This window comes from Variovorax sp. E3 (assembly GCF_016082275.1).
Lineage (GTDB): Bacteria > Pseudomonadota > Gammaproteobacteria > Burkholderiales > Burkholderiaceae_C > Variovorax.
The window spans coordinates 1-6802 of the sequence record NZ_MOWM01000247.1; the positions used below are offsets into that span (position 1 = coordinate 1).

7 protein-coding genes and 1 pseudogene are annotated in these 6802 nt (G+C 69.2%); all 8 read left to right on the forward strand.

The annotated features are described in order from the left end of the window. The first annotated feature begins 74 nt into the window (after positions 1-74). Entirely contained in the window at positions 75-653 is a 579-nt protein-coding gene (locus BMG07_RS38925) for a HutD family protein (protein ID WP_198088955.1), read from the forward strand. Positions 654-689: 36 nt separating this feature from the next. Then, a pseudogene (gene hutI, locus BMG07_RS38930) lies at positions 690-1942 on the forward strand (imidazolonepropionase). After that, complete coding sequence (locus BMG07_RS38935) at positions 1939-3321, forward strand: formimidoylglutamate deiminase (RefSeq protein ID WP_198088956.1); 1383 nt, start codon at positions 1939-1941, stop codon at positions 3319-3321. The pseudogene hutI and the gene BMG07_RS38935 overlap by 4 nt, the downstream one beginning before the upstream one ends. A gap of 9 nt (positions 3322-3330) precedes the next feature. Further along, positions 3331-4143 carry an N-formylglutamate deformylase gene (gene hutG, locus BMG07_RS38940; protein ID WP_198088957.1) on the forward strand — a complete coding sequence of 271 codons (813 nt, stop codon included), beginning with the start codon at positions 3331-3333 and terminating at the stop codon, positions 4141-4143. Positions 4144-4171: 28 nt separating this feature from the next. Then, positions 4172-4552, forward strand: a complete 381-nt coding sequence (locus tag BMG07_RS38945; protein WP_198088958.1) for a hypothetical protein — start codon at positions 4172-4174, stop codon at positions 4550-4552. Further along, a complete protein-coding gene (locus BMG07_RS38950; protein WP_198088959.1) occupies positions 4513-5217 on the forward strand; it encodes a hypothetical protein in 705 nt (234 codons plus the stop codon). The genes BMG07_RS38945 and BMG07_RS38950 overlap by 40 nt, the downstream gene beginning before the upstream one ends. A 39-nt stretch (positions 5218-5256) precedes the next feature. Next, positions 5257-6309: a homocysteine S-methyltransferase family protein gene (locus tag BMG07_RS38955; protein WP_198088960.1), complete on the forward strand. Its 1053-nt coding sequence runs from the start codon at positions 5257-5259 to the stop codon at positions 6307-6309. Positions 6310-6389: 80 nt separating this feature from the next. Beyond that, positions 6390-6802, forward strand: a 413-nt coding sequence (locus BMG07_RS38960; RefSeq protein WP_198088961.1) for an SH3 domain-containing protein, incomplete at its 3' end; no start/stop codon positions are given.

Below are 6802 nucleotides of genomic sequence, written 5' to 3' on the forward strand. Positions count from 1 at the left end.
CACCGAATGGCGCTCGTTGGGCGCTGCCCCCATCCCGGCCTTCCCCGGAAGGGGAAGGAGCAAGAGGTGCGGCCATGAGCACCGTGCAGCGCTTCTCGCGTTCCTCGCTCCCCGTCATGCCCTGGAAGAACGGCGGCGGCACCACGCAGGAAATCGTGAGCTGGCCCCAAGGCGCGGCGCTCGACGGCTTCGGCTGGCGCGTCAGCATCGCGACCATCGCGGCGGACGGCCCGTTCTCGGTGTTCCCCGGCATCGACCGCAGCATCATGCTGCTCGAAGGCGACGGCGTGCGCCTGTTCACGCACGACGGCCGCATCCACCGGCGCCTGGACATGCCGTATCGCCCCTTCGCCTTCAGCGGCGACGAGGCCATCGACTGCACGCTGCTGGGCGGCGCCTCGAGCGACTTCAACGTGATGACGCGGCGCGGCCAGTGGCGCGCCGAAGTCCAGGTGCTCGACCACGCCACGCCCATCGAGGCCGCGCCGCACGGCGTGCTGCTGGTGCTGCGCGGCGAATGGCGGCTGAACGACGAACGCTGCCGCGAAGGCGAGGGCCTGCACTGGGCCGACGCGACGACACTGCAGGCATGGCAGGCCGCGCCAAATCGCGACGACGCGCGGCTGCTCGCGGTCCGCATCGTGCCTGCATGAACCCGTAGACCTGCGCGAACCACGGAAGAACAGACGATGAAATCTGCAGCAAGCGAATTCCCCTCGGCCGACGGCCTCTGGACCGGCCTGCGGCTGGCCCCCGGCGCGGCGCCCGGCGTCGCGCTGGACGCCGATGCACAGGCCGCCATCGTGGTGGCGCAAGGCACGGTCCGCTGGGTCGGCGCGCGCGGTGCGCTGCCCGCCGAGTTCGCGGGTCTGCAACGCGCGACGGCGGCGGCGCGCTCGTCACGCCGGGCCTGGTCGACTGCCACACGCACCTCGTCTACGGCGGCCAGCGCGCCAACGAGTTCGCGATGCGGCTCGCGGGCGCGACGTATGAAGAAGTGGCCAAGGCCGGCGGCGGCATCGTCTCGTCGGTGCGCGCCACGCGCGAGGCCGATGAAGACACGCTGTTCGCGCAAGCCGCGCCGCGGCTCGAACAGCTGCTGGCCGACGGCGTGTGCGCCATCGAGATCAAGTCGGGCTACGGCCTGTCGCTCGAACACGAGCGCAAGCAGCTGCGCGTGGCGCGGCGCCTGGGCGAAGCCCATGGCGTGACAGTGCGCACCACCTTCCTCGGCGCGCACGCGCTGCCGCCCGAATACGCAGGCCGCAGCGGGGACTACATCGACCTCGTCTGCGAGCAGATGCTGCCCGCGCTTGCCGCCGAAGGGCTGGTCGACGCGGTCGACGTGTTCTGCGAGCGCATCGCCTTTTCGCTCGCGGAAACCGAGCAGGTCTTCCAGGCCGCGAAGGCGCTGGGCCTGCCGGTGAAGCTGCATGCCGAACAACTGTCGGACATGGGCGGCGCGGCATTGGCCGCGCGCTACGGCGCGCTGTCGTGCGACCACATCGAGCACCTGTCGGCCGAGGGCATTGCCGCGATGCGCCAGTCGGGCACCGTGGCCGTGCTGCTGCCCGGCGCCTACTACACGCTGCGCGACACGCACCTGCCGCCCATCGACGCGCTGCGCGCCGCGGATGTGCCGATGGCGGTGTCGACCGATCACAACCCCGGCACCTCGCCGGCGCTGAGCCTGCTGCTGATGGTGAACATGGCCTGCACGCTGTTTCGCCTCACGGTGCCCGAGGCGCTGGCCGGCGTGACCGTGCACGCGGCGCGCGCGCTGGGCCTGCAGGACACGCACGGCGCCATCGCGCCCGGCATGCCCGCCAACTTCGTGCTGTGGAACGTGCGCGAGGCCGCCGAGCTCGCGTACTGGTTCGGCCAGCAACCCGTGCGCACCGTGGTGCGCCAAGGCCGTATCGCAGCAGGAGCGCAGGCATGACACACACGCTTTTCGCAGCCGATGCGCTGCTGCCCCAGGGCTGGTCGAAGAACGTCCTGCTGGCGTGGAACGACGCGGGCCAGCTCACGCGCATCGAGCCCGGCGCGCAGCGACCCGCCGACACGCCGGCCGCCAACGGCCCCGTGCTCCCCGGCATGCCCAACCTGCATTCGCACGCCTTCCAGCGCGCCTTCGCGGGCCTGACCGAACACCGCGCCGAGCAGCACGACAGCTTCTGGAGCTGGCGCACGCTGATGTACCGCTTTGCCGCGCGCCTGGGCCCGCAGCACATGGAAGCCATCGCGACCTGGCTCTATGCCGAGATGCTCGAGGCGGGCTACACCAGCGTGTGCGAGTTCCAGTACGTGCATCACGACGTCGACGGCCGCCCCTATGCCGACGACGCCACGCTGAGCCTGGCGCTGCTGCGCGCCGCGAAGAAGACCGGCATCGGCTTCACGCTGCTGCCCGTGCTCTACCAGACCGGCGGCTTCGGCGACCAGCCGCCCACCGAGGGGCAGCGCCGCTTCATCCGCTCGACCGAGTCGATGCTGCGCCTGCTCGACGCGCTCAAGCCCGCGTGCGACGCGCAGGGTGCGCGCCTGGGCCTGGCGCCGCATTCGCTGCGCGCCGTGCCGCCCGAAGGCCTGCGCGATGCCATCGCGGGGCTCGAGGCCATCGACCGCACGGCGCCCATCCACATCCACATCGCCGAGCAGACGAAGGAGGTGGATGACTGCGTGGCCTGGAGTGGCCTGCGTCCGGTCGAATGGCTGCTCGACCACGCGCCGGTCGATGCGCGCTGGTGCCTGGTGCATGCCACGCACATGAACGACGCCGAGTACGAATACGCGGCGCAGAGCGGCGCGGTCGCGGGCCTGTGCCCGACCACCGAGGCCAACCTGGGCGACGGCATCTTCGACTTCTCCAAGTGGCGCGCGCACGGCGGCGCCTGGGGCGTGGGCTCGGACAGCCACGCCAGCGTGAACGCGGCCGAAGAGCTGCTGATGCTCGAATACAGCCAGCGCCTGGGCAAGCGCCAGCGCAACGTGGGCGCGAGCGCGGCGCAGCCGCATGTCGCGACCGCGCTCACGCTCGAGGCGGTGCAGGGCGGGGCGCGCGCGTCGGGCCGCGCCGTCGGCGGGCTGGCGGCGGGGCAGCAGGCCGACTTCGTGGTGCTCGACGCATCGCACCTTGCGCTGCAGGGGCTGTCGGCGCCCGATATGCTCTCGGCCCACGTCTTCGCGAGCCACCGCACCTCGGCCATCGACGCCGTCTGGGTGGCGGGCCGGGCCCGTGTCTCGGGCGGCCGCCACATGCTGCACGGCGAGGCCGCGGCTGCCTTCGTGGCCGCGCGCACCCAACTACTCAAGGACTGACCCCACACCATGGCCTTCACCACCACCGAGCCGCCGTTTCGCTTTCGCCAGGGCACGCGCCCGCTGCTGATCTCGATGCCGCACGTCGGCACGCACGTGCCGCCCGCGCTGGCCGCCCGCTTCACCGACGAAGCGCGCCACGTGCCCGACACCGACTGGCACCTTGAACGGCTCTACGACTTCGCCGACGCGCTGGGCGCCTCGGTGCTCGTGGCCACGCACTCGCGCTACGTGGTCGACCTGAACCGCCCGCCGGACGGCGCCAGCCTGTACCCGGGCCAGAGCGTCACCGGCCTGTGCCCGGTCGACACCTTCGACGACACGCCGATCTACGCCGACCCCGCCGACCTGCCGGGCGACGATGAAGTCGCCGCGCGCCGCGATGCGATCTGGGTGCCGTACCACCGGCAGCTGCAGGCCGAGCTCGACCGGCTGAAGGCCGTGCACGGCACCGCCGCGCTGTGGGACGCGCACTCGATCCGCTCGGTGCTGCCGCGCTTCTTCGAGGGCAAGCTGCCCGACCTGAACCTGGGCACCGGCAAGGGCATCAGCTGCGACCCGGCGCTGGCCGAAACGCTGTTGGGCATCGCCAAGTCGGCCACGGGCTACACCGGCGTGCTCAACGGCCGCTTCACGGGCGGCCACATCACGCGCCAGTACGGCAACCCGGCCGGCGGCGTGCACGCGGTGCAGCTGGAGATGACGCAGTCCAGCTACATGCAGGAGCAACTGCCGTTCGACTACCTGCCCGAGGTGGCCGCCGGCGTGCAGCCGCATGTGCGCAAGATGCTGGAGGCGGTGCTGGCTTTCGTACAGCGGTAGTGGCACTGCGGCGATTTACGATCGGGGAATGAAAGACAGCCCCTCTCACTTGGCGATCCGGACACTGGTCATCGCGATGTCGGTCTTGACGGTGCAGGCCGCGCATGCAGTGGTGCCGCTGCTGGATGACGTCCAAGCGATGTTCGAACAGCATGGAGGCTTGCAGCGGCGATTGAGTCTGCAGACCGTGCAGGAAATCAGGGCGGAAGACGAAGCCGGCCTTCCCATACCAGGTTGGAGATATGGGAGCCTGATCGGCGGTCTTCAGCAGGAAAGCGAGAGGGATGCTGTCGGCAATCCGGATCAGGCGCTGAGAAAGATCGATCTGGCATTGCGTCTGGCGATGCGATGGAGACCAAGGCTTGATCGTTGGTCGAGACCATCTTGGTCAATGAAGGTCAGTTGCTGATGACGAGGTGGTTTCTCGTTGGCAAGAACGAGGATCTGGCGCTTGCGCGCAAGAAGTTCGAACAAGCCGATATCGATGAATCCGACGTAGACTCGAAGGGGCAAGGCGCCTACTTTCTTGGAGCGAGCTACGAGAAGCTGGCCAGATGGGCCGGAGATATCGAAAGGCCGAGAGACGCGCAAATTGCCTTGATCAGAGCAGGGATCGAAGCGAACAAGGCTGGCAGGGCCCGTTATCCCTTCGATTCGACGATCGGACTCAACGCCCTTTATCGCTCGCTTGAAATGGTCACCGAAAGATCTGCATTGGCACCGTATGTCGATGAGTGGGTCGACTACATGAAAAGCCAGTCCGAAGAGTCGCAGATGATCGCTGCGCCGTACTTGGCGGATGCGCTTTTTCAGCAGGGACGTGATGTTGAAGGGCTTGCCTGGATCGAGCGGTATGCGAAGCATGCCGAGCGTGCCGATGTGTCTCCTGACGATGAGCCGCGAGTCTCGAGTCTGCGTTGCCGTGACATCTCGCCGCTGCTCAATCAGGGCATCGCCCAATACGCGCGGCGCGATCCGGCCAATTTCGAGAAGCTGGGAAATCGGGTTTGCAAGGGGGAGTTCGCTGATCGTTTGATGGGGCGCTCGCCTGCGTCAGCGAACCAGAAGCCGTAGCGGCACGGGAGTAAAGCCTCCTTTCTACAATCGGGGGCTATGAAGCCCGTCATCTACACCCACGGCCAGGCCCTGCCTGGCATCCTCGCCCAACGCATCGCCATCCTCGACGGCGCCATGGGCACGATGATCCAGCGCTTCAAGCTCACCGAGGAGCAATACCGCGGCGAGCGCTTCAAGGACTTCGAGCGCGACATCAAGGGCAACAACGAGCTGCTCTCGCTCACGCGGCCCGACGTGATCCGCGACATCCACGAGGGCTACCTCGCGGCCGGCGCCGACCTGATCGAGACCAACACCTTCGGCGCGACCACCATCGCGCAGGAGGACTACAAGATGGCCCACCTGGCGCGCGAGATGAACCTCGAATCCGCCAAGCTCGCGCGCGCGGCCTGCGACAAGTTCAGCACGCCCGACAAGCCGCGCTTCGTGGCCGGCGCCCTCGGCCCGACGCCCAAGACGGCGAGCATCAGCCCCGACGTGAACGACCCCGGCGCGCGCAACGTCAACTTCGAGGAACTGCGCGCGGCCTACTACGAGCAGACCGAAGCGCTGGTCGAAGGCGGCGCCGACGTGATCCTGGTCGAGACCATCTTCGACACGCTCAACGCCAAGGCCGCGCTGTTCGCGGTCGACGAGTACTTCGACAACAGCGGCAACCGCCTGCCGCTGATCATCAGCGGCACGGTGACCGACGCCTCGGGCCGCATCCTGAGCGGGCAGACCGTCACCGCCTTCTGGCACAGCGTGCGCCATGCGCGGCCGCTGGCCATCGGCCTGAACTGCGCGCTGGGCGCGGCGCTGATGCGCCCCTACATCCAGGAGCTGGCGCGCGTGGCCGGCGACACCTTCATCAGCTGCTACCCGAACGCGGGCCTGCCCAACCCGATGAGCGACACCGGCTTCGACGAGACGCCCGACGTCACGGCGCGGCTGCTGCACGAGTTCGCGGCCGAGGGGCTGGTGAACATCGTGGGCGGCTGCTGCGGCACCACGCCGGACCACATCGCGGCCATCGGCAACGCCGTGGCGCCCATCGCGGGCCGGGTGCTCGGCAGCAACAACGCGGGCTTCTACAAAGAAGCGGCGTAAGCGCGCCGACGAGAAGGTCGCGCTGGCCGCCGATTGACGGCTCCCGGCCCCGCGCCTAGGCTGGGCGCAAGGAGCCCACCATGAACTCATTCGTCCAGCGCTGGGTCGGCATCGGCACGCTGGCCCTGGTGCTGCCGCTCGCGGCGGCGGCGCAACAGGCCTTCACACGCGGCGCGGTCAACATGCGCGCCGGCCCCTCGGGCGACTACCCGCTGGTGGCGCGGCTCGGGCCCGGCCAGCCGCTGGACGTGATCGGCTGCACCAGCGGCTACGGCTGGTGCGACGTGGTGTTGCCCGACGGCGGGCGCGGCTGGGTCTGGTCGCGCAACCTCGACTACGCCTACCAGGAGCGGCGCGTGCCGCTGGCCACCTATGGCGCGGTGATCGGCGTGCCGATCATCGGCTTTGCCATCGGCAGCTACTGGGCCGACTACTACCGCGACCGTCCCTGGTACGGCGACCGGCGCTGGTGGGGCGGCCGGCCGCCGCCGCC

What these genes read in the sequence shown, in the direction of transcription:
- hutG (WP_198088957.1), top strand. Translation starts at nt 3,331, where the DNA reads ATGGCCTTCACCACCACCGAGCCGCCGTTTCGCTTTCGCCAGGGCACG.
- BMG07_RS38945 (WP_198088958.1), top strand. Translation starts at nt 4,172, where the DNA reads ATGAAAGACAGCCCCTCTCACTTGGCGATCCGGACACTGGTCATCGCG.
- BMG07_RS38935 (WP_198088956.1), top strand. Translation starts at nt 1,939, where the DNA reads ATGACACACACGCTTTTCGCAGCCGATGCGCTGCTGCCCCAGGGCTGG.
- BMG07_RS38955 (WP_198088960.1), top strand. Translation starts at nt 5,257, where the DNA reads ATGAAGCCCGTCATCTACACCCACGGCCAGGCCCTGCCTGGCATCCTC.
- BMG07_RS38925 (WP_198088955.1), top strand. Translation starts at nt 75, where the DNA reads ATGAGCACCGTGCAGCGCTTCTCGCGTTCCTCGCTCCCCGTCATGCCC.